This window comes from Stappia sp. (assembly GCF_040110915.1).
Lineage (GTDB): Bacteria > Pseudomonadota > Alphaproteobacteria > Rhizobiales > Stappiaceae > Stappia.
The window spans coordinates 4027857-4050710 of record NZ_CP157793.1; the positions used below are offsets into that span (position 1 = coordinate 4027857).

The 22854-nt window shown below is 69.8% G+C and carries 19 protein-coding genes; 11 read left to right on the forward strand and 8 right to left on the reverse strand.

The window, feature by feature from the left end; translation table 11 throughout:
* Positions 1-212: 212 nt before the first annotated feature.
* From polA to ABL312_RS18040, 3 genes are all read right to left on the reverse strand, one after another.
* Complete coding sequence (polA, locus tag ABL312_RS18030) at positions 213-3209, reverse strand: DNA polymerase I (protein WP_374730148.1); 2997 nt, start codon at positions 3207-3209, stop codon at positions 213-215.
* Between the two features lie 60 nt (positions 3210-3269).
* A complete protein-coding gene (locus ABL312_RS18035; protein ID WP_349358786.1) occupies positions 3270-4313 on the reverse strand; it encodes an acyltransferase family protein in 1044 nt (347 codons plus the stop codon).
* 85 nt (positions 4314-4398) lie between these two features.
* Entirely contained in the window at positions 4399-4938 is a 540-nt protein-coding gene (locus ABL312_RS18040; protein WP_349358787.1) for an FxsA family protein, read from the reverse strand.
* A gap of 422 nt (positions 4939-5360) precedes the next feature.
* Between ABL312_RS18040 and ABL312_RS18045 the strand changes: the two genes are divergently transcribed.
* The 10 genes from ABL312_RS18045 (at position 5361) to ABL312_RS18090 (ending at position 17939) form a co-directional block, all read left to right on the forward strand.
* Positions 5361-6086: a Tim44/TimA family putative adaptor protein gene (locus tag ABL312_RS18045; RefSeq protein ID WP_349358788.1), complete on the forward strand. Its 726-nt coding sequence runs from the start codon at positions 5361-5363 to the stop codon at positions 6084-6086.
* A 203-nt stretch (positions 6087-6289) separates the two neighbouring features.
* Positions 6290-7411, forward strand: coding sequence for an MltA domain-containing protein (locus tag ABL312_RS18050; protein WP_349358789.1), 1122 nt, complete (start codon positions 6290-6292; stop codon positions 7409-7411).
* A complete protein-coding gene (locus ABL312_RS18055) occupies positions 7408-8022 on the forward strand; it encodes a Smr/MutS family protein (protein ID WP_349358790.1) in 615 nt (204 codons plus the stop codon). The genes ABL312_RS18050 and ABL312_RS18055 overlap by 4 nt, the downstream gene beginning before the upstream one ends.
* Complete coding sequence (locus tag ABL312_RS18060) at positions 8019-8390, forward strand: helix-turn-helix transcriptional regulator (protein ID WP_349358791.1); 372 nt, start codon at positions 8019-8021, stop codon at positions 8388-8390. The genes ABL312_RS18055 and ABL312_RS18060 overlap by 4 nt, the downstream gene beginning before the upstream one ends.
* 74 nt (positions 8391-8464) lie before the next feature.
* Positions 8465-11296 carry a [protein-PII] uridylyltransferase gene (locus ABL312_RS18065; protein ID WP_349358792.1) on the forward strand — a complete coding sequence of 944 codons (2832 nt, stop codon included), beginning with the start codon at positions 8465-8467 and terminating at the stop codon, positions 11294-11296.
* A 46-nt stretch (positions 11297-11342) separates the two neighbouring features.
* Positions 11343-12923, forward strand: a complete 1581-nt coding sequence (murJ, locus tag ABL312_RS18070; RefSeq protein WP_349358793.1) for a murein biosynthesis integral membrane protein MurJ — start codon at positions 11343-11345, stop codon at positions 12921-12923.
* A gap of 347 nt (positions 12924-13270) precedes the next feature.
* Complete coding sequence (locus tag ABL312_RS18075) at positions 13271-14290, forward strand: BMP family protein (protein WP_349358794.1); 1020 nt, start codon at positions 13271-13273, stop codon at positions 14288-14290.
* Positions 14291-14371: 81 nt separating this feature from the next.
* Positions 14372-15919, forward strand: coding sequence for an ABC transporter ATP-binding protein (locus ABL312_RS18080; RefSeq protein WP_349358795.1), 1548 nt, complete (start codon positions 14372-14374; stop codon positions 15917-15919).
* Positions 15916-16998, forward strand: coding sequence for an ABC transporter permease (locus ABL312_RS18085; RefSeq protein WP_349358796.1), 1083 nt, complete (start codon positions 15916-15918; stop codon positions 16996-16998). Before ABL312_RS18080 ends, ABL312_RS18085 begins: the two co-directional genes overlap by 4 nt.
* Positions 16995-17939, forward strand: a complete 945-nt coding sequence (locus tag ABL312_RS18090) for an ABC transporter permease (protein ID WP_349358797.1) — start codon at positions 16995-16997, stop codon at positions 17937-17939. Before ABL312_RS18085 ends, ABL312_RS18090 begins: the two co-directional genes overlap by 4 nt.
* 6 nt (positions 17940-17945) lie before the next feature.
* On the opposite strand, the gene ABL312_RS18095 is transcribed toward ABL312_RS18090, so the two are convergent.
* From ABL312_RS18095 to pcaD, 5 genes are read right to left on the reverse strand one after another with little or no spacing between them, the layout of a single operon-like run.
* Positions 17946-19277 (reverse strand): lyase family protein, encoded by a 1332-nt coding sequence (locus ABL312_RS18095; protein ID WP_349358798.1) that lies wholly within the window; start codon positions 19275-19277, stop codon positions 17946-17948.
* A 46-nt stretch (positions 19278-19323) separates the two neighbouring features.
* Complete coding sequence (gene pcaG, locus ABL312_RS18100) at positions 19324-19884, reverse strand: protocatechuate 3,4-dioxygenase subunit alpha (RefSeq protein WP_349358799.1); 561 nt, start codon at positions 19882-19884, stop codon at positions 19324-19326.
* The gene (pcaH, locus tag ABL312_RS18105) at positions 19884-20618 is read right to left on the reverse strand and encodes a protocatechuate 3,4-dioxygenase subunit beta (protein ID WP_349358800.1); all 735 of its coding nucleotides are present in this window, start codon (positions 20616-20618) and stop codon (positions 19884-19886) included. Before pcaH ends, pcaG begins: the two co-directional genes overlap by 1 nt.
* Entirely contained in the window at positions 20615-21034 is a 420-nt protein-coding gene (gene pcaC / locus ABL312_RS18110) for a 4-carboxymuconolactone decarboxylase (protein WP_349358801.1), read from the reverse strand. The genes pcaH and pcaC overlap by 4 nt, the downstream gene beginning before the upstream one ends.
* Positions 21031-21822 (reverse strand): 3-oxoadipate enol-lactonase, encoded by a 792-nt coding sequence (pcaD, locus tag ABL312_RS18115; protein ID WP_349358802.1) that lies wholly within the window; start codon positions 21820-21822, stop codon positions 21031-21033. The genes pcaC and pcaD overlap by 4 nt, the downstream gene beginning before the upstream one ends.
* Before the next feature lie 100 nt (positions 21823-21922).
* On the opposite strand from pcaD, the gene pcaQ reads away from it, so the two are divergent.
* Positions 21923-22846 carry a pca operon transcription factor PcaQ gene (gene pcaQ / locus ABL312_RS18120; protein ID WP_349358803.1) on the forward strand — a complete coding sequence of 308 codons (924 nt, stop codon included), beginning with the start codon at positions 21923-21925 and terminating at the stop codon, positions 22844-22846.
* The last annotated feature ends 8 nt before the right edge of the window (positions 22847-22854 follow it).

Here is a 22854-nt window from a genome sequence, read left to right on the forward strand (position 1 = left end):
GCCGGGTCCTATCGGCTACGCCTGCTTTCTTCTTCTGCGTCATCCCGGCTGCAGCGTAGCGGAAAGCCGGGATCGGGGAGCCGCAAGAGGTGCGGTCCGGCATTCGGATCCCCGAAGCTCCGTGCCTCTCCGGTCCCGGATCGTCGCTGCCGCGCCGTCCGGGAGGACGCCAGCCGTGGGCGGGGCCGCCCAGGCAGCCCGCCTTCGTGGAGTCAGTGCGCCTCGTCCCAGTTGTCGGCGGCGCGGGCGTCGACCTGCAGCGGCACCTTGAGGGTGACCGCCGGTTCGGCGGCCGTCGACATGACTTCCTTCACCAGCTCCGTCGTGGCGTACACCTGGTCGTCCGGCACCTCGAAGATCAGCTCGTCGTGCACCTGCAACAGCATCCGCGCGTCGAGCCTGGAGGCCGACAACCGGTCCTCCATGCGGATCATGGCCCGGCGCAGGATGTCGGCGGCCGAGCCCTGGATCGGCGCGTTGATCGCCGCGCGCTCGTAGAAGGCGCGCATGTTCGGGTTCTTGGTGTTGACCTCCGGATAATGCGCGCGCCGGCCGAAGATGGTCTCCACGTAGCCGTTGGCATGCACGAATTTCTTCGTGTCCTCCATGTAGTCGCGAATGCCGGGAAAGCGCTCGAAATAGGTCTTGATGTAGTCCGACGCCTCGCCGCGCGAGATGCCGAGCTGGGCCGCGAGCCCGAAGGCGGAAATCCCGTAGATGATGCCGAAGTTGATCGCCTTGGCCTGACGGCGCACGCTCGGCTCCATGCCCTCGATGGGCACGCCGAACATCTCCGAGGCGGTCATCGCGTGAATGTCGAGCCCGTCGGCGAAGGCCTGCCTGAGCTGGTCGATGTCGGCCATGTGGGCGAGCACGCGCAGCTCGATCTGGCTGTAGTCGGCCGACAGCAGCTTGTGGCCCTTTTCCGCCACGAAGGCCTTGCGGATCTTGCGCCCGGCTTCCGTGCGCACCGGAATGTTCTGCAGGTTCGGCTCCGACGACGACAGCCGGCCCGTGGTGGTCGCGGCGAGCGAATAGGAGGTGTGCACCCGCTTCGTCGTCGGGTGGATATACTCCGGCAACGCATCCGAATAGGTCGACTTGAGCTTCGACAGCTGTCGCCAGTCGACGATCTTCGCCGGCAGCTCGTGGCCCTCGGCGGCGAGATCCTCCAGCACCGAGGCCGAGGTCGACCAGGCGCCGGTCTTGGTCTTCTTGCCGCCGGGCAGGCCCATCTTGCCGAAGAGGATGTCGCCGAGCTGCTTCGGGCTGCCGATGTTGAAGCTCTCGCCGGCGAGCGCGTGGATCTCGTCTTCCAGCGCCGCCATGCCTTGCGCGAAATCGCCCGACAGCCGGGACAGCATCTGCCGGTCGATGGAGATGCCCCGCTCCTCCATGCGCGCGAGCACCGGCACCATCGGCCGTTCCAGCCGCTCGTAGACGGTGGTCATGCGCTCCGCCGCCAGCCGGGGCTTGAGGACCTGCCACAGCCGCAGGGTGACGTCGGCGTCCTCGGCCGCATAGGCCGTCGCCTTGTCGATCGCCACCTTGTCGAAGGTGATCATCGACTTGCCCGAGCCCGCCACCTCCTTGAAGGGGATCGGCGTGTGGCCGAGCCAGCGTTCGGCGAGCGCGTCCATGCCGTTGCCGCCCTTGCCCGCGTCGAGCGCATAGGAGAGCAGCATCGTGTCGTCATAGGGCGCGACGGCGATGCCGTGGCGCTTCAGCACCAGCCAGTCGTATTTCAGGTTCTGCGCGATCTTGAGAACGCCGGGGTCCTCCAGCAGCGGCTTCAGCGCGTCGAGCGCGGTGTCGCGCGGGATCTGCCCCTCGACCAGCGCCCCGCCGCCCAGGAGATCGCCCTCGCCCTCCACATGGGCGAGCGGAATGTAACAGGCCTTGCCCGGCGCGGTTGCCAGCGACACGCCGACGAGTTCCGCCTGCATGGCGTTGAGCGAGGTGGTTTCGGTGTCGACGGCCACATGGCCGATCTCGCGCGCCTCCGCGATCCAGGCTTCCAGACGCTCCAGATCGCGCACGGTTTCATAGGCGCCGGTGTCGATCGTGACGTCCTTGGCGGCCTCGACCGCCGCCTCGGCCACCGTTTGCGGGCGCCAGCCGCCTGTTTCTGCGCCCGCCGCGTCGCCCGTCCCGGCGGTGTCGGCGGACTTGACGTCGGCCGATTGCGGATCGGGCAGGTCGCGCACCATGCGGCCCTTGGCGTCGGGCGCATCCCAGCCCGGGATTTTGAGTGCCGCCGGCTCCACGTCGGCGGCCTCCAGGCCGCAGGTCTCCGCCACCCGCCGCGTCAGCGTGGAGAATTCCATCGCCTTGAGGAAGGCGAGCGTGCGCGTTCCGTCCAGCTCCGCGACGGCGAGCGCCTCGGGCGGCAGCTCCACCGGCACGTCGTCCTTGAGCGTGACGAGCTCCTTCGAGATGCGCGCCTGCTCGGCGAACTCGATCAGGTTTTCCCGCCGCTTCTTCTGCTTGATGGTGTCGGCCTGGGCGAGCAGCGTGTCCAGATCGCCGAACTCGTTGACCAGCAGTGCGGCGGTCTTCAGCCCGATGCCGGGCACCCCCGGCACGTTGTCGACGCTGTCGCCGGCGAGCGCCTGCACCTCGATCACCTTGTCCGGGCCGACGCCGAACTTCTCGAAGACCTCCGCCTCGCCGAAGACCTTGTTCTTCATCGTGTCGATCATGCCGACATTCGGCCCGATCAGCTGCATCAGGTCCTTGTCGCCCGACGCGATGGTGACCCGCGCGCCGGCGGCTGCCGCCTTGCGCGCGTAGGTGGCGATCAGATCGTCGGCCTCGAAGCCTTCCTGTTCGATGCAATGCACGCAAAAGGCCCGGGTCGCCTCGCGGATGAGACCGAACTGCGGCACCAGATCCTCCGGCGGCTCCGGGCGCTGGGCCTTGTACTCGGGATAGATGTCGTTGCGGAAGGTCTTGGCCGAATAATCGAAGATCACCGCCATATGGGTGGGCTCGTCGCCCTCCTCCGGCGTGAGGCCCTCCTGCAACAGCCTCCACAGCATGTTGCAGAAGCCCGCGACCGCGCCGACCGGCAGCCCGTCGGACTTGCGCGTCAGCGGCGGCAGCGCGTGATAGGCGCGGAAGATGAAGGTGGAGCCGTCGACCAGGATGAGGTGGTCGCCGGAGCTGAGGGGGGCGGAAGAGGGCTTGTTCGACATGGCGCGGATCATGCCCGCCCCGCGATGCGGTGAAAAGCCCGTTTCGCGCCTTTTGCCCCCTCGAGTGCTGCGCTACTCGGCCGCCTGCGGCCGCGCCTGCCTGTCGGGCGCGGGCTCCAGCCGGGCCCAGGCCGGGCGGCGGAACAGGAAATGGCCGATGTCGAAGCGATTGATCATCCACAGCAGCACCAGCGGCGCGATGACGCCGGCGGCCGTCACGATGGCCGACAGCGTGCCGACGTCCGGCACGAGGCCGAGCTTGATCAGCACGATGCGCGAGGCCGCCATGGGAAAGAAGAAGGCGAGATAGATCGCGATGGAATTGACGCCGCAATACTCCAGCGGCTTCGACAGCTTCAGCTGGGTCAGGAGCGCCGACAGCACGATGACCGCCAGACCGCCGGCGGCCCCGAGCGCCAGCGCGATGCCGGGCAGCTCGGAATAGCCGTTGAACACGAGCAGGCCGTTCGCCATGCCCCAGGCGAGCAGCCCGGCGATGCCGAAGGGCAGGTTGGCGCGCGCCCAGGCGGCCAGCGCGAAGGCGCGCTCGGCGAAGATATAGCCGGCGAAGAAGAAGACGTAGCGCGAGGCGAATTCGTCGATCAGAACCGAGCCGGTGTGGATCGGGGCGACCTGCAGCAGGATCGCGCCGGCGAGAACCGCCTGCCAGGGCACGCCGGCATGGCGCAGCGCCTTGGTGATCACGAACATGATCGGCAGCATGTAGATGAACCACAGCGTGCCGAAGGGCTGGACGTAGGCAAAGAGATACTCCCGCAGCACGCCGGCATAGCCGATCTCGGCGGCCATGGAGGGCGCCTTGACCGCGAACTGGATCGTCAGCCACAGCACATAGAAATAGAAGAAGTGGACGAGCTTGCGGTCGAGATAGCCGCGCCACGGCCGGTCGATGACGCGGGCCAGGAAGAGACCCGAGATCATGAAGAAGTCCGGCATGCGAAACGGCGCGGCGAAGGCAACCACCGTGCCGAGCCACCCCTCGGCGCCGACGGCATTTTGAACCCCCAGGGTGGAATGCATCATCACCACGAAGACGATGCAGAAGCCCTTGGCGGTATCCACCCAGTCCACGCGTGCCCCGGCCTGCCCGGTCATCTCGGTCTCCACTTCCAAGCGATTGATTGCACGCCACACTTGCAGGCCGGGGTGTACGGGCCGTTAATTGCAGGCCCGTCGCGCTTCAATCACGAGGTTGTGACCGGGGGCCGGAGGGGTCGTCCGTGTCCGGCCGGTCGTCGGTGATCCAGGGTGAGCCATCGTCGCGCGGACGCCGGTTGCGGTCGACGTCGGCCCATTCGTCGGCGTCGAGATCGACGACGGGCTCGCCCGCGCGGCCGCGGCGCTCCGCCTGGACGACCGTGACACGGGCGTTGCGGATGGCGACGCGCGCGATCGCCGCGCGCAGCGGCGGCACGAACAGGAGCAGGCCGACGGCATCGGTGACGAAGCCGGGAATGAGCAGCAGCAGGCTGGCCACCACCATCAGCGCGCCCTGCATCATGTCCTCGCCCGGCACCCGGCCCGCGTCCATCTCGCCGCGCATGCGCATCAGCAGGGAAAGGCCCTGCAGCCGCAGCATGATCGTGCCGGCGAGCGCGGTGGCGACGGTGAGCAGGATGGTGGCGAGCGCGCCGATCTCGCCGCCGACCTGAACGAAGACGGCGATCTCCAGCAGCGGCAGGCCGATGAGAAGAAGCAGGATGACAAGTCCGACGGGCATGGGCGACACTCGTCCGCGTTGCAAGGGTGTAGGATCGACGGGCGTGCATCGCTGCCCGCCGCCGGCTGGCGCGACGCCGGCACTGTGACGGGAGCGCCGAAACGAGAGCGCCCGCCGGGCGGCGACCCGAAGGGAGCACTCCGTGACACGGCGGTCCCGCGACGAAACCATGGCCCGCCGGACGGCGGTCCGGTAGGGTGTTTCGGCGCGCTCGCGCCTCCGACAGGTAGGAAACTTGCGCGCGGAATGCGAGCGTTTCATGCAGGGCACGCATGAAAACCGCATCCGCGCCCTTGTGCTGAAGACTGGATGTTGGTTCAAGGGTGCATACATATCCCCTGTCCGGGGTGCCGGCGGTGTCCATCCGGCCAGTCGCGCCGCCGAACGGGTAATCTTCTTGAGCATCATCGGCCGAACGCGAAATGGGTCACATGTTCGACGTCACCACTCTCATCTTTCTTGTTCTGGCGGTCGTGATCTTTTTGAGGTTGCGCAGCGTGCTCGGCAAGCGGACCGGCCACGAACGGCCGCCCTTCGATCCGTATTCGGCGCGCGACCGCGAGGCGGACCGGGAGCGTCCGTCGGGGGCGTCGGACGACAATGTGGTGTCCCTGCCCGGCCAGGGCCGCCCGACCGGCCAGGAGCAGCCGGCCGCCGGCACGGCGACCATCGAGACGGTCGCGCCGGAAGGCTCCGCCCTCAACGACGCGCTGCGCCAGATTCTGTCCGCCGACCGCTCCTTCGATCCGCAGTCGTTCCTGCAGGGCGCGCGCGGCGCTTATGAGATGATCGTCACCGCCTTCGCCGCCGGCGACCGCAAGACGCTCAAGAACCTCCTGTCGAAGGATGTCTACGAGGGCTTCGTCGCGGCGATCTCCGACCGCGAATCGCGCGGCGAGACCATCGAGTCCACCTTCGTCGGCATCGAGAAGGCGGATCTCGTGGAGGCCGCGCTGAAGGGCACCACGGCGCAGGTCACGGTGAAGTTCCGCAGCGAGCTGATTTCCGCCACCCGCGACAGCGACGGGCGCATCATCGACGGCGACCCCAATGCCGTCAGCGATGTCACCGACATCTGGACCTTTGCCCGCGACACGACCTCGCGCGATCCCAACTGGCGGCTGGTGGCGACCGAATCCGTCGAGTGACCGTCGTGGCGCGGAGCGCGCCCGAGGCGTCGCGCCGGGCCGCGCGGATATGCGCGCCCCGGATTCCGTTTCGGATTTCGATCCGGGTCGCAGGGCCGGCCTGTCGGCCGGTGCGGGCGGCGGGCCGCTGCCTTTGTCTGGCGCTTGCCCTCTGGTCCCTGTCGGGCACGCATGCGCCGGCGTCCACGAAGCGGGTCCCCGTCATGACATCCGCCCCAACAACCGCCCCGACCACCGCCGTCGCCTTCTCCGATCTGTCCGGCTGGACCGCCGACGATCATCGCGCGGCGCTCTCGGCCCTGCTGCGCCATTGCACGGCGGAGCGCGAGGTCTTCGCGCCCGCGCTGTGCGAGGCCGGCCACGCCGCCTCGAGCGCCGGCACGCCCGATGCCGCCCGGAGGTTCTTCGAGGACTGGTTCGCGCCGCACCGGGTCGCGGCGGACGGGTTTCTCACCGGCTACTTCGAGCCGGAGTTTCGCGGATCGCGCACGCGCGATGCCACCCATCGCACGCCGCTGCTCATGCGTCCGGACGCGCTGGTCGCCGTCACCGACGCCAACCGGCCGGCCGGCTTTCCGAAGGATCACGCCTTCGCCCTGAGGACGTCCGACGGAGGCCTCGAGATGCCGCCGGATCGCGGGGCCATCATGGACGGGGCGCTCGACGGGCAGGGCCTCGAACTGGTCTGGCTCGCCGATCCGGTCGACGCCTTCTACATCCATGTCCAGGGTTCGGCCCGCATCCGGCTGGCGGACGGCGGTTCGATGCGCGTCGGCTACGCCGGCAAGACCGGCCATCCCTATACCGCCATCGGCCGGGTGATGATCGAGCGCGGGCTCGCCGAGCCGGGCACGGTCACCATGGACGTGCTGCGCGACTGGCTGGCCGCCAACCCGGGGGAGGTCGACGGCGTTCTGCGGCGCAACCGCTCCTACATCTTCTTTCGCGAGGTGACGGAGGTCGGCCCCGACGAAGGCCCCGTGGGCGCCGCCGGCCTGCCGCTTGTTGCCGGGCGCAGCCTCGCGGTCGACGCGGGCCATCACGCCTATGGAACGCCGATCTTCGTCTCCGCGCGGCTGCCGCTCGCGGACGGCACGGACGCCCGCCCCTTCAACCGGCTGATGATTGCCGAGGACACCGGGTCGGCGATCGTGGGACCGGCGCGCGGCGACGTCTTCTTCGGCTCCGGCGCGCTGGCCGGGGCCATGGCCGGGCGGATCCAGCATCCGGCGGAGATGGTCGTGCTCCTCCCGCGCGCCACGCCCGTTGATGGGCCCGTTGATGCGGGTGGGGCCGGCGCGGACGCACCGGAGGCCGGTCGATGAGCGGGCGCCGCCGGAAATCGCGGCTGCCCTCGCCGGACGAGCGCAAGCTGTGGGCGCAGGTGACCGCCGACGTGACGCCGCTCGCCGAGGATCGCGGTCCGCGCTCCGCCGAGAGCGCGCCCGCGCCGGCGGCGGAGCCCGAGCGGTCCCTGGGCGCGACCCCGCCGCCGCGCGCGACGACGGCGATGCGCGCGCTTCACCCGCAAAAACCCCCGGCACCGCCGCAGCCGCCGGCGCTCGCGCCGCTCGAGCCGCGCACCCGGCGGCGCATCGCGCGCGGCACGCGCGCCATCGACGCGCGCATCGACCTGCACGGCCTGACCCAGGCCGAGGCGCATACCCGGTTGCGCGGTTTTCTCGCCCAGGCCCAGGCGCAGGGCCTGTCGCTGGTCCTGGTGATCACCGGCAAGGGCGGGGCCGGTGGCAGCCTGTCGGCCGAGGGGCGCGGCGTGCTGCGTCGGGTGGTTCCGCAATGGCTGTCGTTTCCCGAGTTTCGCGGTCTCGTGGTCGGCTTCGAGGAGGCGCATGCCGGCCATGGCGGCGGCGGCGCGCTCTATGTGCGCATCCGCAAGGCCGGCCGTTTCGCGCCGCCGGCCGGGAGGCGCGGATGACCCCCTTCGGCGCCAAGGTGCGCGAGCACCGCAAGAAGCGGGGCGTGACCCTGTCGCAGATGGCCGCCGCCCTGTCGGTGTCGCCGGCCTATCTGTCGGCGCTGGAGCACGGCCGGCGCGGGACGCCGACCTGGTTCATGGTCCAGCGCATCATTGCCTTCTTCAACGTGATCTGGGATGAAGCGGAGGAGTTGCAGCGGCTGGCGGAGCTTTCGGATCCGAAGGTGTCGATCGACACCGGCGGACTGACGCCGGAGGCGACCGAACTCGCCAACGTGCTGGCGGCGAAGATCTCGGGCCTGTCGCCGGAAAGCCTGAGGCATCTGCTGCATCAGGTCCGGGCGGCGGCGGCGCGCGACGGCGTCTAGGCGCGCGGCACCGGCTCGCACAAGGCCGGCTCGCACAAGGCCGGATCGCACAAGGGAAGGATCGACTGAGCCCCATGACGAAGACGGCCGACACCTTCGCCGGTCTCATCGATGCGGACGCGCTGCGTCACGAGCTGACCGCCATGACCGCGCCCTTCGACGGCGACGGGTCGGATGCCGGCGTGCGCGCGCAGGTGCTGGCCCGCCTCAAGGAGGCGATGCGCGACGCCCGCCAGCGTGTGGAGGACCGGCTGTTCGACGACGGCGGCGGCACGCTCTGCGCGCGGCGGCTGAGCTTCGTGCAGGACGAGATCCTGCGCGTCGTCTACGATTTCGCGCTCTATCACGTCTATCGGGTCAAGAACCCGTCCGCGGCCGAGCGCATGGCCGTCGTCGCGGTCGGCGGCTATGGGCGCGGCACGCTGGCGCCGGGCTCCGACGTCGACCTGCTCTTCGTGCTGCCCTACAAGCAGACCCCCTGGGGCGAGCAGGTGGTCGAATACATCCTCTACATGCTGTGGGATCTGGGGCTGAAGGTCGGCCACGCCACCCGCAACGTGGAGGAATGCCTGCGCCTGTCGAAGTCGGACATGACGATCCGCACGGCGATCCTGGAAGCCCGCCACGTGTGGGGCGACAAGGCCCTCTACGACGAACTGGTCACCCGCTTCGACGAGACGGTCGTCGCCGGCACCGGCGCGGAATTCATCGCCGCCAAGCTGGCCGAACGCGATGCCCGCCACGCCCGCCAGGGCGCCTCGCGCTATCTGGTCGAGCCCAACGTCAAGGAGGGCAAGGGCGGCCTGCGCGATCTCAACACGCTGTTCTGGATCGCCAAGTATTTCTATCGCGTGCGCTCCGGGTCGGGGCTGGTGAAGGCGGGCGTCTTCACCCGCGCCGACCATCAGCGCTTCCGCAAGGGCGAGGATTTCCTCTGGGCGGTGCGCTGCCACCTGCATTTCCTCGCGGGACGGGCGGAGGAACGGCTGTCCTTCGACGTTCAGCGCGAGATCGCGGTGCGCCTCGGCTACACCCAGCATCCGGGCATGAAGGACGTCGAGCGCTTCATGAAGCACTACTTCCTGGTGGCCAAGGACGTGGGCGATCTGACCCGCATCTTCTGCGCCGCGCTGGAGGAGCAGCACGCCAAGCAGCCGCAGCCCCTGTCGCGGCTGATCGGGCAGCTGACCGACCGCGTGCGCCGCCGGCGGTCGGAGTCGGGTCATCCCGATTTCGTGATAGACAACGGCCGGCTCAATATCGCGGACGAGGGCGTTTTCGAGAAGGACCCGGTCAATCTGGTGCGCCTCTTCGCCATCGCCGACAGACAGGGGGCGATGCTGCATCCCGAGATGCTCAAGCGCGTGCGCCGGTCGCTGAAGCTGATCACCGCCGCGGTGCGCGAGAACCCGGAAGCCAACCGGCTGTTCCTCCAGATCCTGACCTCGCGCAAGGACCCGGAGACGGTGCTGCGCAAGATGAACGAGACCGGCGTGCTCGGCCGTTTCGTGCCGGATTTCGGCAAGGTCGTGGCGATGATGCAGTTTTCCATGTACCACCACTACACGGTCGACGAGCATCTGATCCGCTCCATCGGCGTGCTCGGCGAGATCGAGCGCGGCGAGGCGGGCGAGGACCATCCCCTGTCCACCGATTTGATCAAGACGATCCAGAACCGGCGGGTGCTCTTCGTCGCCATGTTCCTGCACGACATCGCCAAGGGACGGCCCGAGGATCATTCGATCGCCGGCGCCCGCATCGCGCGCAAGCTGTGCCCGCGCTTCGGACTGTCGTCGTCGGAGACGGACACCGTCGCCTGGCTGGTCGCGCATCATCTCGACATGAGCACGACCGCGCAGTCGCGCGATCTCGCCGACCGCAAGACCATCGAGGATTTCGCCCGCGAGGTGCAGAGCCTGGAGCGCCTGAAGCTGCTCCTGATCCTCACCGTCGCCGACATCCGCGCCGTCGGGCCGAATGTCTTCAACGGCTGGAAGGGGCAGTTGCTGCGCACGCTCTACTACGAGTGCGAACCGGTGCTGACAGGCGGCCACAGCCTGTTGCCGCACGACCAGCGCGTGGCGGCGGCCAAGGCGGAGCTGGCCGGCGCGCTCGCCTCCTGGGACGAGGCGGCGCGCACGGACTATCTGGAGCGGCATTATCCGGCCTACTGGTTGCGCGTGCCGCTGGAGCGCAAGATCGCCGACGCGGAGATGATCCGCGCCGCCGATCACGAACGCACCGGCTTTTCCGCCCGCGTGATCCCGCATGCCTTCGAGGAGGTGACGGAAATCACGGTGCTGGCCGCCGACCATCCCAAGCTGCTGTCGACCATCGCGGGCGCCTGTTTCGTCGCCGGGGCGAACATCGTCGACGCGCAGATCGACACGACGACCGACGGCTTCGCGCTGGACACGATCTTCATCTCCCGCGAACTGCCCGACGACGCCGACGAGATCCGCCGCGGCGAACGTATCTGCCGGCTGATCGAACAGGCGCTGCGCGGCGAGGAACGCCTGCCGGAGCAGGTCGCCGGCAAGGTCGCGACCAAGGCGGGCGCGCGCGGACGCATGAAGGCGTTCCGCATCGAGGCCGAGGTGCTGGTCAACAACGCGCTGTCCAACCGGCACACGGTGCTGGAGATCACCGGGCTCGACCGTCCCGGCCTGCTCTACGACCTGACGCGGGAGATCTCCGCGCTCAACCTCAACATCAACTCCGCCCATATCGCCACCTTCGGCGAGCGGGCGGTGGACGTGTTCTACGTCACCGACCTCACGGGGCAGAAGATCGGCAACATCGGGCGCCAGGAGGCGATCCGAGACCGGCTGAAGATCGCGGTCGACGCGGAGGCCGGCGAGGAGACCGGACGTCGCCGGCCGCGCCGCGCGGCAGGCGCCGCATGAGCGCGATCGCATGCGCTGCGAGAGAGCCGGCGGGGGAGCGCACCCCGTGAGCCTCTTGCGCAATTTCGCCACCGTCGGCGGCGCGACGATGACCAGCCGTGTGCTCGGCTTCCTGCGCGACGTGATGATCGCCGCCTTCGTCGGCGCGGGGCCGGTGGCCGATGCCTTTTTCGTCGCCTTCCGCCTGCCCAACCTGTTCCGCCGGCTGTTCGCGGAAGGGGCGTTCAACTCCGCCTTCGTGCCGCTTTTCGCCCGTGCCGTGGAGGAAAAGGGCGATGCGGGCGCGCGCACCTTCGCCGCCGAGATCATGGCCGCCCTCCTGTGGACGCTGCTCGGCCTGACCGCGCTGGCCCAGGTGGCGATGCCCGCCTTCGTCTATGTGCTCGCGCCGGGCTTCACGGAGGATCCGGAGAAGTTCGACCTCGCCGTGCTGCTGTCGCGCATCACCTTCCCCTATCTGCTGTGCATGTCGCTGGTGGCCTTCTTCTCCGGCATCCTCAACACCTATCGCCGCTTCGCGGCGGCCGCCTTCGCGCCGGTGGTGCTCAACGTGGTGATGATCGCCGTGCTCGCCGGCATCTGGTGGTCGGGGCTGGAGCCGGGCGTGACGCTCGGCATGGCGCTTGCCGGCGGGGTGGCGGTCGCGGGGCTCGCGCAGCTCGCCCTCGTCTTCGGCGCGGTGCGCCACCTCGGTGTGGCGATCCCGCTGCTGCGCCCGCGCCTGACCCCTTCGGTCAAGCGGCTGTGGGCGCTCGGCGTGCCCGGCATCCTGGCCGGCGGCATCACCCAGATCAACATCGCGGTCGGCACGATCATCGCCTCGGCGCAGGCCGGCGCCGTTTCCTATCTCTATTACGCCGACCGCATCTACCAGCTGCCGCTCGGTGTCGTCGGCATCGCCATCGGCGTGGTGCTGCTGCCCGACCTGTCGCGGGCCCTGCGCTCGGGCGAGGACGGGCGCGCCAACCACACGCTCAACCGGGCGATGGAATTCGCGCTGGCGCTGACCCTGCCGGCGACCGTCGCGCTCATCGTGGTGCCCGGGGCGATCGTCTCGGTGCTGTTCGAGCGCGGCGCCTTCGACGCCACGGCGACGCAGGCGACGACCGCGGCGCTGATCGCCTTCGCCGCCGGACTGCCGGCCTTCGTGCTCAACAAGGTGTTCTCGCCCGGCTTCTTCGCGCGCGAGGACACGGTGACGCCGATGTGGTTCGCCGGCGTGGGCATGATCGTCAATGTCGTCGGCGCGCTGGCGCTCGCCCCGTTCTTCGGCCATGTCGGCATCGCGGTGGCGACCAGCCTCGCCGGCTGGGTCAACAGCACGCTGCTCGCCGTGACCCTGTGGCGGCGCGGCGCCTTCCGCATGGATGCCGGCGCCGTCAAGCGCCTGCCGCTGCTGGCGCTGGCGAGCCTCCTGATGGGGGCGGGCGTCTATGCCGGCGGCATCCTGCTGGCGCCCTGGCTGGAGGCCCCGGCGCTCCTCGTCCGCTTCGCCGCGCTCGGCGCGCTGGTCACGGTCGGCATGGTGCTCTTCGGCCTGTTCGTGCAGTTGACCGGCGTGGTCGACCTGAAGAGCCTCGCGCGGCGTGCACGCAAATCGCGAAAGAGTGCCGAAGACCAATCCTGAGGCGGCGCGCGATTGCCCGTGGCGGCGTCGGGTGCCGGCTCAAATTTTGACCAAACGATCAAATCTTGTCCATTCGGTCGAGAATCGACATGCGGCGCGCTCTGCCTGGATTGTGAGCGTGCCCATTCTGTGATCCAATTTCCCTCAGGACGCAGCGTGCGGCCTGTCCTGCGCCCGCCCCGAACAGCCGGGCGCGGAGCCGAGCCGTCGCGTCGGCGAGAGCGCGGACACGCGGTCGGCGGGCATCCGCTCGGCCGGCACGGTCCGCTGAAAACCGGATGCGCACGCACAGCCGGTGCCACCGCGTGGGACCATGAGCAAATGACCAGGGGCAAAGGGGGAGCAAGATGACAGGTTTTGATGGGACGGCCCGGACGTGGGCCGGATGGAGCCGCCGGGCCGTGCTCGGTCTCGCGGCCGGCGTGGCGCTGGTCGTCGCAGGCGCGCCCGCAAAGGCGCAGGACGCGCCGCTCAAGGTTGCCGCAATCTACACCGTGCCGGTCGAGCAGCAGTGGGTCGGCCGCATTCACGAGGCGCTCACGGCGGCCGAGGCGCGCGGCGACGTCACCTACACCTTCTCCGAAAACGTCGCCAACACCGACTATGAGCGCGTCATGCGCGAATATGCCGAGGGCGGCATGGATCTCATCGTCGGCGAGGCTTTCGCGGTCGAACGCGCGGCGCGCAAGGTGGCGGCGGAATATCCCGACACCGCCTTCCTGATGGGCTCCTCCTTCGGTCCGGCGCAGCCGAATTTCGCCGTTTTCGACAACTGGATCCACGAGCCGAGCTATCTGACCGGCATCGTCGCCGGCGCCGCCACCGAATCGAACATCATCGGCATGGTCGGCGGCTATGCGATCCCGGAAGTGAACCGGCTGATGCATGCCTTCATGGACGGCGCGCGCGCGGTCAATCCGGATGTGAAGTTCCTCGTGACCTTCCTGAACTCCTGGTACGATCCGCCCAAGGCCAAGGAAGCGGCCTTCGCCATGATCGACAAGGGCGCCGACCTTCTCTACGCGGAGCGTTTCGGCGTGTCGGATGCGGCGAAGGAGAAGGGCATCCTCGCCGTCGGCAACGTGATCGACACCTCGGCCGATTATCCCGGCACGATCCTGGCAAGCGCGCTGTGGCACATGGGGCCGACCATCGAGCGCGTGGTCGCCGACGTGAAGAGCGGCGATTTCGAGCCCGCCGATTACGGTCAGTACAGCTTCATGAGCTACGGCGGCGGCAGCTTCGTCGTCGACGAGAGCCTGGCCGATGCCGATGCGCTGGCCGAGGCCCGCAAGATCGAGCAGGACATTCTCGACGGCCTGTTCCGCGTCAACGTCAACGACGCCGAGCCGAAGTCGACCATGTAACGCGGCCGGCGGCCGCGTCAGCCGGCGCGGCTGCCGATCTTTCGATTGACGTCTCTTCCATCCGGGTTCGGGGGCCATCTCATGACCGCGTCGCACGCGGGCTCACCCGTGGTGCTGTCGCTCGACGGCATCACCAAGCGTTTCGGCGCGCTCACCGCCAATGACGCGGTCGATCTCGACCTGCGCGCCGGCGAGATCGTCGCGCTGCTCGGCGAGAACGGCGCCGGCAAGACCACGCTCATGAACATCCTTTTCGGCCATTATGTCGCCGACGCGGGCCGCGTGTGGGTGGCGGATGCGCAGGGGCGGCTGCAGCCGCTCGAACCCGGCTCGCCCCATGCCGCGCTCGATTCGGGGATCGGCATGGTGCACCAGCATTTCACGCTGGCCGAAAACCTCACCGCCTTCGAGAACATCGTGCTCGGCACGGGCGCGCTGGTCGCGCCGCGCATCGGCTCGCGCTCCGCGCGCGCCCGGCTCGCCGATCTGATGGCGCGCTCCGGCCTCGGCGTCGATCTCGACGTGCGCGTCTCGCGCCTGTCGGTCGGCGAGAAGCAGCGGGTGGAAATCCTCAAGGCGCTCTATCGCGATGCCCGCGTTCTGGTGCTCGACGAGCCGACCGCCGTGCTGACGCCGCAGGAATCCGAAACGCTGTTCGAAACGCTCAAGGCGCTCGCCGGCCAGGGGCTCGCCATCGTCTTCATCTCGCACAAGCTCGCCGAGGTGCTGGCCGCCTCCGACCGCATCGCCGTGCTGCGCCAGGGCGCCAAGGTCGCGGACCGGCCAACCGCCGAGTGGGACCGCCAGTCGCTGGCCGAAACCATGGTCGGCCACGCGGTCACGACAAGCCGGCGCACGCCGCAGGCCGCCGGCGCGCCGCTGTTGGCGCTCGAGGGCGTGAGCCGCGGCGACGGCCGCGATGCCGTGACGGATCTGACGGTCGAACTCAAGGCCGGCGAGATCCTCGGCATCGCCGGCGTGTCCGGCAACGGGCAGGCGATGCTCGCGCGGCTGCTGTCCGGGCTGGAGGAGCCCGACACGGGCCGCATCCGGCTGAGCGGCCGGGAGCTGCACGCCCATTCGGCCGCCGACATGGTGCGCGCCGGCGTGGCGCGCATTCCCGAGGACCGCCACAGGGACGGCATCGTCGGCGCGATGAGCGTGGCGGAGAACCTGGTGATCGAGGAGCTGCGCTCCGCCCGCTACCAGCGCTTCGGCTTTCTGAAATTCGGGGCCATCGCCGCGCGCGCCCGCGAGGCGATCGCCGGCTACGACATCCGCTGCCCCGGCGGCGACGCGGTGGCGCGGCTGCTGTCGGGCGGCAACATCCAGAAGATCGTGCTGGCCCGCACGCTCGATGCCGAACCGACCGTGGTGCTCGCCGCCCAGCCCTCGCGCGGGCTCGACATCGGCGCGACCGAGGACGTCCACCGGCGTCTGCTGGAGGCGCGCGGACGCGGCGCCGGCGTGATCCTGATCTCCGAGGATCTCGACGAGCTCTTCGCCCTGTCGGACCGCATCGCCGTCATGCATCGCGGGCGCCTGAGCGCGCCGCAGCCGGCCGAGGCGCTCGACCGCTCCACCGTCGGGCTGATGATGGCCGGCCATCAACCGGAGGAGGCGGCATGATCCGCTTCGAACCGCGCGAGCGGATTTCCGCGCGCCGCCGCATCGGCGCGCCGGTGCTGGCGGCACTCGCCGCGCTCGCCCTTGCTAGCCTGCCGATCGCCGCCGCCGGCGCGCCAGTGCTGGAGGCCTATGCGCTGATGGCGCGGGGCGCGCTCGGCTCGGTGTTCGCGCTGTCGGAACTCCTGGCGCGCGCCACGCCGCTGATCTTCACCGGGCTTGCGGCGGCCATCGCCTTTCGCGCCAAGCTGTGGAACATCGGCGGCGAGGGGCAGCTTTATGCCGGCGCGCTCGCCGCCGTCGCGGTCGGCACCGGCGCGCTGACCCTGCCGCCGGCGCTGCTGATCCCCGCCGTGATGCTCGCCGGCGCGCTTGCGGGTGCGGCGCTGATGCTGGTGCCGGCGCTTCTCAAGGTGCGGCTTGGCGCCGACGAGGTGGTGACGACGCTCCTGCTGAATTTCGTCGTGATCCTCTTCGTGCAGATGATGCTCGAGGGCCCGATGCAGGACCCGATGGGCATGGGCTGGCCGCAGTCCGAGCCGATCGTCGACGAGGCCATGCTGCCGAAGCTCCTGGAGCGCATGCGCGTCCATGCCGGGCTGATCGTCGCGCTCGTCGCCGCGCTTGTCGTCCACATCGTGCTGACGCGCACCGTGTGGGGCTTCGAGACGCGCGCGGTCGGCGAGAACCCGGAGGCCGCGCGCCATGCCGGTATTCCCGTCACCGCGACGGTGCTGCGCGTCGCCTGCCTGAGCGGGGCGCTCGCCGGGCTGGCCGGCGTCGGCGAGGTGGCCGGCCTCAAGGGCTATCTCACCGCCGATCTGTCGCCCGGCTTCGGCTATGCCGGCATCGTCGTTGCGATGCTTGCCGGCCTCTCGCCGCTCGGCGTCGTGGTGGCCGCGTTGTTCATCGCCGGTGTCTTCGTCGGCGCGGACTCCATGAGCCGGGCCATCGGCGTGTCGAACTACCTGGCCGATCTCGTTGTCGCCACATCACTGATCTGCGTGCTGATCTCCGGGCTCTTCGTGCGCTTCCGCGTGCGCCTCGTCCGCCCCGGGTCGGCAAAGGGAGGCGGGGCATGACCGAGATCCTCGACATTCTCCTCAATGCGAACTTCTGGGCCGCCGCGCTCCGGATCGCGACGCCGCTGATCTTCGGCGTGCTCGGCGCCTTGATCTGCGAGCGCGCGGGCGTGCTCAATCTGGGCATCGAGGGGATCTTCACCGCCGGCGCCATGGCCGGCTGGATGGCCGCCTGGCTCGGCGCGGGCCTGTGGGGCGGGGTGATGGTCGCAGCGCTTGCCGGCGCGCTCTTCGGGCTGATCCACGCGATCCTGACCGTGCCGCTCGGCCTGTCGCAGCATGTGTCGGGCATCGGCGTGACGCTGTTCGCGACCAGCCTCAGCTATTACACCTATCGCACCGCCCTGCCCGACGTCTCCTCGCCGCCGCGCATCGAGGCGTTCCCGCCCCTCGACATCCCGGTGCTGTCGGATCTGCCCTTTCTGGGCCCCGCCCTCTTCCAGCAGACGGCGCTGACCTTTCTGGCGCTGGCCCTCGTGCTCGCCGTCGGTTTCGTGCTCTACCGCACGCCGTTGGGGCTCGCGATCCGCGCCGTCGGCGACAATCCGGCGGCGGTGGAGGCGCAGGGGCTTTCCGTCATGGCATTGAGGATCGGCGCGGTGGTGGCCGGCTCGGCGCTGATGGCGCTGGGCGGGGCGTTCCTGACCATGTCGGCCTTCGACGCCTTCTTCTTCGGGATGGTCAACGGGCGCGGCTGGATCTGCATCGCGCTCGTCGTCTTCGCCTCCTGGCGGCCCGGCAAGGCGCTCCTCGGCGCGCTGCTGTTCGGCGCGTTCGACGCGTTTCAGGTGCGGTTGCAGACCGAGGTCGGCGCCTTCGTTCCGGGCCAGATCTTCCTGATGCTGCCCTATCTCCTGTCGATCGCCGCCCTCGTCGTGGTGGCGCGCAAGGTGGATTATCCGCGCGCGCTGCTGAAGCCCTATTTCAAGGGTCAGCGCTGACGGCCTTCAGCGCGCGGCGAGGGCGTCGATCTCGGCGAGAAGGGCGTCGGTCATGCGCGCGGCCGCCTCCGTGGCCGCCTGCGGCGCACCGAGCGTGTCCCAGTCGAGCGGCGCGTCGGTGAGCGCCCGAAGCGCCTCGACGAGTGGCGTGCCGCGTGTCCGCGTGTCGGCGGCCGCGCGTTTGACGAGATCCTGGGCTTGCGCGCGACCCACATGCGGCAGCAGCGCGAAGGAGAGGGTCTCGGCGAGCGGCAGGCCGCCGTCGCCGGTGGCGCGGGCCGTCATCGCGTCTGTCTGGGGTTCGAGCGTGTCGACAAGGCGTCGCGCGGTTTCCAGAGCCGAGCCGGTCGCCACGAACATCTGCGGCAGCACCAGCCATTCGCCCATCCAGGCCGCCCCGTCGCGCTCTTCCGCATGGACACCGGAGGCGGCGAGCTGGCCCGCGAGCCCGGCCACGAAACGGGCCAGCGCCATAAGCGTTTCGGCGCGCACCGGGTTCTGCTTCTGCGGCATGGTGGAGGAGCCGCCGGCGGAGGAAAGCCGCATCTCGCCGGCTTCCGAGCGGGTCATCAGCGCCACATCCGCGCCGATCTTGCCGAGCGCCGACGTCAGGTCGATGCAGATCTGGCCAAGTGCGCGCACCGGCGCGCGATCGGTCATCCACGGCAGGGACGGCGCGAGGCCGAGACGATGCGCGACCGCCTCACGCACGTGCGCGCCGCGTTCGCCCAGCACCGACAGATCGCCGGAGGCGCCGCCGAGTTGCACCGGCAGCCGCTCGCGCTGCGCGGCGAGCGCGACGCGGGCGCGGGCCAGCGGCAAGGCCCAGTTGGCGAGTCGCAGTCCGAGGCTCACCGGCGTGGAGACCTGCCCGCGCGTGCGCCCCGCCATGGCGGTCGCGCGATGGGTCCGGGCAAGGTGGACCAGGAGGCCGAGAAGCGCCTCGAGGCGCGTTTCGTACAGCGCCAGCGCGCGGCCTGCGCGCAGCATCGTGCCCGTGTCGACGATGTCCTGCGAGGTCGCGCCGAAATGCAGGTAATCGGCGGCGGCGCGCGGCAACGCGCTCCGAAGCTGGGCGACCAGCGCGGGCACGGCGACGCCGGCCGAGCCGGTTCCGGAGGCAAGGATCGCCGGGTCGACCCGCGCCTCCCGCAAGGCGGCCTCGAGCGCCGCCGCCGCCTCCGAAGGAATGACGCCGAGTGCCCCTTGCGCGCCGGCGAGCGCCCGCTCCACCTCGATCAGCGCCGCGATTTCCGCCTCGGGCGAAAACAGCGCGGCGGTCTCCGGATCGCCGAAGAGATCGGCATAGAGCGGCGAGGCAAGCGGCGTCAGCGCCATGGCGGGGCTCCGGTCAGCGGGGCGGTCATCGGGTCGCTCGGCGGGGTCAGATGTCGAAGAAGACCGTTTCCTTCGGCCCCTGAAGATGGACATCGAAGCGGTAGGTACCGGGCCGGTCCGGATCGGCGACGGCGATCAGCCCGTCGCGCGCGGCCGGGTCGAGGCGCTTGAGGTCGGGGTCGGCGTGCACCGCCTCGCGATCCTCGGGAAGATAGATCCGCGTGTGCAGATGGATATTGATGCCGCGCGCGAAGATCAGCAGCGCCACATGCGGGGCATGGCCGTCGGCATGCGCGCCCGGCCGCACCGTCTCGAAGCGGAAGAGACCGCTGTCGAAGTCGCTCGCCGCGCGGGCGAAGAGGCCGTGCGGGCCGACCCGGCCGTGGCCGTCGGCCTGCCAGATCTCCAGCATGGCGTCGCGCACCGGCACGCCGGCGCCGTCGTACACGATGCCTTCCAAAACGATCCTCGGGCCCGTGTCGCTCTTGATCCGCGGACCGGGCTGATGGGGGAGTGCTGCGCGGCCGATGGCCTGCGGCACGGTGCCGATATGCACATAGGGTCCCGCCGTCTGCGACGGGGTTTCGCCGAGCCTGTCGTCACGCATCACGCGCCCTCCGGTCTGGTTTCGAAATGCGTCTGCCGGCGGCCGCGCAACACGATGTCGAAGCGGTAGGCTAGGCAGTCGAAGGGTTCCTGGTTCTTCATGTCGAGCCGCGCGACGAGGCGCTCGATCACGGTCGGATCGGGGATGGTATTGACGATCGGGCACAGCGGGATCAGCGGATCGCCCTCGAAGTAGAGCTGCGTGATCAGCCGCTGCGTGAAGGCCTCGCCGAAGACGGAGAGGTGAATATGCGCCGGCCGCCAGTCCGAGCCGTTGTTCGGCCAGGGATAGGGGCCGGGCTTGATGGTGCGGAAGAGATAGCGCCCCTCCGCATCCGTCATGCAGCGCCCGCAGCCGGAGAAATTCGGGTCGAGCGGGGCGAGGTAGCCGTCCTTGACGTGGGCGTAGCGCCCGGCGGCATTGGCCTGCCAGATCTCGATCAGCGCATTGGGCACGGGCCGCGCGTTTTCGTCGAGCACCCGGCCGTGGACATAGATGCGCTCGCCGAGCGCATCGCCGTCGACCGCGGCGTTGCGGATGAGATCGTGGTCGACGGGGCCGAGCGCAGCGCGGCCGAAGGTCGGCCCGCTGCGCTCCAGCGCACTCTGTTCCACCGCGTGCAGCGGGCGGAAGGGCGCGCGCAACACGGTGCTCTTGTAGGTCGGCGCAAGCGGTGTCGGGTGCGCGGCGCGGTCGCGCCGGTAGAAATCCCGGTCGGTCTCGGGTGCGGTCATGGCCTGGTCGTCTCTCCCTCGGTCGCGGTCGCCTCGCCGGTCTCCATCTCGGCGAACACGGCCTTGGCGATCTTGATGGCGCGGTTGGCGGCCGGCACCCCGGCGTAGACGGCGACATGCAGCAGCGCCTCGCAGATGTCGTCGCGGCTGGCGCCGGTGCGCGCCGTCGCGCGGCAATGCATGGCCAGTTCCTCGTCATGGCCGAGCGCGGCCAGCAGCGCGATGGTGATCATCGAGCGCTCGCGCCGGCTGATCGTGTCGCGCGCCCAGACCGTGCCCCAGGCGCCGCGCGTGATGTAATCCTGAAACGGCGCGTCGAACTCGGTGGTGCCCGCCTGCGCGCGCGCCACATGCGCCTCGCCCAGCACGGCGCGCCGCGTCGCCAGACCGCCCTCGCGCGGATCGTCCTCGCTCATCGGCCCACCTCCTTCAGCAGATCGGCGATGGCGAGGATCGTCTCCTCCGCCGCCTCGATGCAGGGCAGGTGACCGACGCCGGCGATCTCGCGGTACTGCGCGCCTGGGATCGCCTCGGCCATCGCCTTCACCACGGCGGGGGGCGTGGCGAGATCCTCTCCGCCGGCGAGGCACAGCGTCGGCGCGGCGATTGTCGCGACCCGATCCGTGAAGTCGCAACCGACGATGGCCCGACCCAGATCGATGTAATTGCGCGCCGGCGTATGCGTCAGCATGGTCCGCCACAGGAGCAGTTCGTCCGGATTGGCCGTGCGGAAGCTTTCGGAAAACCAGCGCTCCATGGTGGCGTCGGCGATCGCCTCCATGCCGCCCGTGCCGATGGCGGCGAAGCGCGCGCCCCAGGCCTCCGCCGTGCCGATCTTCGGCGCGGTGTTGGAGAGCAGCAGGCCGGCGACCCGCTCGGGCGCGGACAGCGCCACCGCCTGGGCGATCTGACCGCCGACCGACAGGCCGACGATCGCGGCCCGGTCGATCCCGAAGGCGTCGAGCAGCGCGACGAGATCGGCGCCATGGTCCTCGATGCTCATCTCGCCGCCCGATGGCGACAGGCCGTGGCCGGCGGTGTCGTAGCGCAGCAGGCCGAGCGTGTCGGGCAGCGCCGCGACGACCCGGTCCCAGATCCGCAGATCCGTGCCCAGTGAATTGGAAAAGGCGAGCGTCGCCTGACCCGGCGCCGCCGGCCTGTGATGTGCATGCAGAATGCGCCCGTCGCGCCTGACAGCTTTCACGCCGTATCCCCTCGTTGTGTCGACTTGCAGCATGATTGGTCGAATTGGTAATGTAAAATGAGAATTTTTCGGATTCGCATAACCTGAAGAGATGCAAACCATGGCCATGGGCGCCGGGATCAAGCTACGCCACCTGCAGGCCTTTCTGGAGATCGCCCGCCGGCGCAGTCTGACGGACGCGGCCGACGCGCTCAATGTCACCCAGCCGGCCATCTCCAAGACGCTGAAGGAGCTGGAGACCCTGCTCGGCACGGTGCTGATGGAGCGCGGCCGCGGCGGCGTGGCGCTGACGGCGGAGGGGGAGATCTTCCAGCATTACGCCGCGCTTTCGGTGGCGGCCCTGCGCGAGGGGCTCGACGGCATCGAGCAGGCGCGCATGGGCAGCGAGCGGCTGTTGCGGGTCGGCGCCCTGCCGAGCGTGGCGGCGAGCATCATTCCACGTGCGGCGGAGCTGCATCTGGAGCATGGCCGGGGGGCGACGCTGGAGATCGTGACCGGCCCCAACGGCCATCTGCTCGACCAGCTGCGCAGCGGCGCGCTGACCGTCGTCGTCGGCCGGCTCGGGCAGCCGCAGGCGATGCAGGGGCTGAGCTTCCAGCAGCTCTACAGCGAGCAGGTCGCCTTCGTGGTACGCCCGGGCCATCCGCTGTGCGCGGCGCCCGATCTGGCGCGTCTGGCCGACTATCCGGTGCTCTTTCCAAGCCGCACGGCGGCGATCCGCCCGCTGGTCGAACGGCTGATGGTCGCCAACGGGCTCGGCCCCCTGCCGCGCCGCATCGAGACGGTGTCCAACGCCTTCGGCCGCGCCTTCACGCGGTCCACCGACGCGGTCTGGATCATCTCGCACGGGGTGGTCGCCGGGGACCTCGCCGACGGCGCCCTTGTCGCGCTGCCGGTCGACACGGCGATCACGCTCGGCCCGGTGGGGATCTCGACGCGGGCGGAAGAAGCGCATGCGCCCGATCTGCTGCTGTTCATGTCGGCCGTGCGCGAGGCGGTGGCGTGGGTCCGCCCTTGCGCGTGATCCCGGCT

Coding starts and splice junctions, on each gene's coding strand:
- polA (WP_374730148.1), bottom strand. CDS start 3,209: ATGATCCGCGCCATGTCGAACAAGCCCTCTTCCGCCCCCCTCAGCTCC.
- ABL312_RS18035 (WP_349358786.1), bottom strand. CDS start 4,313: ATGACCGGGCAGGCCGGGGCACGCGTGGACTGGGTGGATACCGCCAAG.
- ABL312_RS18040 (WP_349358787.1), bottom strand. CDS start 4,938: ATGCCCGTCGGACTTGTCATCCTGCTTCTTCTCATCGGCCTGCCGCTG.
- ABL312_RS18045 (WP_349358788.1), top strand. CDS start 5,361: ATGGGTCACATGTTCGACGTCACCACTCTCATCTTTCTTGTTCTGGCG.
- ABL312_RS18050 (WP_349358789.1), top strand. CDS start 6,290: ATGACATCCGCCCCAACAACCGCCCCGACCACCGCCGTCGCCTTCTCC.
- ABL312_RS18055 (WP_349358790.1), top strand. CDS start 7,408: ATGAGCGGGCGCCGCCGGAAATCGCGGCTGCCCTCGCCGGACGAGCGC.
- ABL312_RS18060 (WP_349358791.1), top strand. CDS start 8,019: ATGACCCCCTTCGGCGCCAAGGTGCGCGAGCACCGCAAGAAGCGGGGC.
- ABL312_RS18065 (WP_349358792.1), top strand. CDS start 8,465: ATGACGAAGACGGCCGACACCTTCGCCGGTCTCATCGATGCGGACGCG.
- ABL312_RS18075 (WP_349358794.1), top strand. CDS start 13,271: ATGACAGGTTTTGATGGGACGGCCCGGACGTGGGCCGGATGGAGCCGC.
- ABL312_RS18080 (WP_349358795.1), top strand. CDS start 14,372: ATGACCGCGTCGCACGCGGGCTCACCCGTGGTGCTGTCGCTCGACGGC.
- ABL312_RS18085 (WP_349358796.1), top strand. CDS start 15,916: ATGATCCGCTTCGAACCGCGCGAGCGGATTTCCGCGCGCCGCCGCATC.
- ABL312_RS18090 (WP_349358797.1), top strand. CDS start 16,995: ATGACCGAGATCCTCGACATTCTCCTCAATGCGAACTTCTGGGCCGCC.
- ABL312_RS18095 (WP_349358798.1), bottom strand. CDS start 19,277: ATGGCGCTGACGCCGCTTGCCTCGCCGCTCTATGCCGATCTCTTCGGC.
- pcaG (WP_349358799.1), bottom strand. CDS start 19,884: ATGCGTGACGACAGGCTCGGCGAAACCCCGTCGCAGACGGCGGGACCC.
- pcaH (WP_349358800.1), bottom strand. CDS start 20,618: ATGACCGCACCCGAGACCGACCGGGATTTCTACCGGCGCGACCGCGCC.
- pcaC (WP_349358801.1), bottom strand. CDS start 21,034: ATGAGCGAGGACGATCCGCGCGAGGGCGGTCTGGCGACGCGGCGCGCC.
- pcaQ (WP_349358803.1), top strand. CDS start 21,923: ATGGCCATGGGCGCCGGGATCAAGCTACGCCACCTGCAGGCCTTTCTG.